Below are 2,506 nucleotides of genomic sequence, written 5' to 3'. Positions count from 1 at the left end.
GGAGGCCCTGGAACTGAAGAATATGCTTCGTGGCGAAGATGACCACCGGGATGCTATTCTTACCTTTAACCCGGGGGCAGGGGGGACCGAAAGCCAGGACTGGGCCGAAATGCTGTACCGGATGTATACGCGCTGGGCCAAGAAAAATGATTTTGACCTTTCGATTATTGAATACCAGGACGGCGATGTGGCGGGAATCAAAAGCGCAACAATGGAAGTCAGCGGTGAATTTGCCTATGGCTACCTGAAGGCGGAGAGCGGGGTGCACCGGCTGGTGCGCATCTCGCCGTTCGACAGCAATTCGCGCCGGCATACTTCTTTCTGTTCCGTTTTTGTATCGCCCGTCATTGACGATACCATCGAGATCGATATTACCGAAAGCGATGTGGAACTTCAGCGGTTTCATTCCAGCGGGGCCGGGGGACAAAATGTCAATAAGGTGGAAACGGGTGTTCGCCTGATTTGGGAGGGGGAGCTTTCCGACGGATCCCGTGAGCGGGTTGTGGCGGAGTGCCAGCAGGAGCGCTCGCAGCTGCAAAACCGCGAAAAGGCCATGGTATTGCTGAAATCAAAAATCTATGCACTGGAAAAACAGATCAAAGAGCGCGAAAAGCAGAAACTAGAGGACTCCAAGAGCAAAATTGAGTGGGGATCCCAGATCCGGTCCTACGTCTTCCATCCCTATAATATGGTGAAAGATCATCGCACGGATTTTGAAACCTCCGACGTCGAGGGGGTGATGGATGGCGAGATTGATGAGTTTATCAATGAATACCTGCTCTCCATCTCAGCCACGGATAAGACAGAATAATGGTGACAGTCGGAATTACAGGAGGTATAGGCAGCGGTAAATCCGTGGTCTGTGAGGTTTGGGCACGGATGGGGGGGTATGTGCTTAATGCAGATGACCTGGCCAAAGAACTGATGGTCAGTGATGCCGAAATTCGCAGGCAGCTGATCAAAGCCTTTGGCGAGCGTACGTTTCAGGAGGACGGGACCCTGAACCGCGCATACCTGGCCGAAGAAGCCTTTCAAAAAGGACGGGTGGGTGAACTGAATGCGATTGTGCACCCGAAGTTGCCGGACGCGGTAAAACAGCGCATGCGGGCGGCCGCCCAAAAAGGGTTCGGGGTAGGGATTTATGAGGCCGCGCTGCTGCTCGAGAGCAATAATCTCGGTTTTTTTGATCACCTCGTTCTGGTCCTTGCCGAGGAAGAGAAGCGTCTTGAGTGGGTTCGGGAGCGGGATAACGCCGGCCGCCGGGATATCAAAAGCCGGATGGATAAACAGCCAAATTTCGAAATGGCTACCCACCGGGCCGATATTGTCATCCGCAATGAGGGAACGCTTGAAGAGTTGAAAGAGAAAGCCAAAAGGGTGTTCCAGATTTTTTTGGACTCCTGATAGTATAGACGGCTTTGAAAAACCAGTCCCGAAGCATCGGGAAATATCAAAGCCTGAGCGCAGTCAAAACCACCCCGTAAAAGCATATGTGAGGATGTTGAAGGCGCGAAAATGCAGGGATTGGCCAAAAGAACGGGTTTGCAAAGCCTTCGTAAACAGCTAAGAGGACGTTCAGTGCGGTTCCCAAAAAGAGGGAGAGCGTTCTTCTTGTGATAACTGCTTGACTGCTTGAATTGTTTAGTGTATTCCGTACGCTTATTTGCATCTGAGATAGTATTGTATTATTAAGATTTACCGGTTAACATCGTTAAATTATAATTGTAAAAAGTTAAAATTAGGTCAGTTAAAACAGAGGGATGTTATGGCAGATCAAAAGAAGAAAGGTGTTATTACCCTGGAGGAATATATTATCCAGGCCCAGAACAAATTTCCCGGGGCAACCGGAGAACTTTCGCAGCTTCTCAGGGACATCGGTTTGGCTGCTAAAATTATTTCAAGGGAGGTAAACAAAGCGGGCATCACGAACATCCTGGGAGAGGACGGCAGCACGAATGTGCACGGGGAGTCGGTGAAGAAGCTGGACCTTTTTTCCGATGAACAGCTTATCTCCGCACTCAACCGCTCAGAAATTACCTGTATGGTGATTTCTGAGGAAAATGACGGCATTGTGGAGTTGGATAACGACGGGGGAAAATATATTGTCTATCTGGATCCGCTGGACGGCTCCTCGAATATCGATGTCAATGTATCGGTGGGCAGTATTTTTTCCATCTACATGCGGGAGCACCCCGGCTCTGATAAGCTCTCGGAAGCGGAAGCCCTTCAGCCCGGACTCAAGCAGGTGGCGGCGGGCTATGTGCTTTACGGCTCCAGTACGATGCTGGCGTATACCACCGGACTTGGGGTCTCGGTCTTCACGCTGGATCCGAGTATCGGCGAGTTTATCCTGTCGGATGACGATCTGAAAATTCCGGATCACGGGACAATCTACAGCGTAAACGAGGGGAGCTATCACTCTTGGCGCCAGGGACTCAAACAGTACGTGAAATACTGTCAGGTCGATGATCCCGAAACTGAACGACCCTATAAGGCACGTTATATC

At 50.6% G+C, this 2,506-nt stretch carries 3 protein-coding genes; all 3 read left to right on the top strand.

From position 1 onward, the window contains the following. Positions 1-811, top strand: an 811-nt coding sequence (gene prfB / locus ACESLU_RS14180; protein WP_372639287.1) for a peptide chain release factor 2, incomplete at its 5' end; no start/stop codon positions are given. Beyond that, positions 811-1,404, top strand: coding sequence for a dephospho-CoA kinase (coaE, locus tag ACESLU_RS14175; RefSeq protein WP_372639286.1), 594 nt, complete (start codon positions 811-813; stop codon positions 1,402-1,404). The genes prfB and coaE, both read left to right, overlap by 1 nt. Positions 1,405-1,765: 361 nt before the next feature. Then, on the top strand, positions 1,766-2,506 hold a 741-nt coding region (locus ACESLU_RS14170), incomplete at its 3' end, for a class 1 fructose-1,6-bisphosphatase (RefSeq protein ID WP_372639285.1).

The organism is Fodinibius sp. (assembly GCF_041642155.1).
Taxonomy (GTDB): Bacteria; Bacteroidota; Rhodothermia; order Balneolales; family Balneolaceae; genus Fodinibius.
Note: the sequence above shows the minus strand (reverse complement) of the source record. Positions and strands in the feature narration are given on the sequence as shown.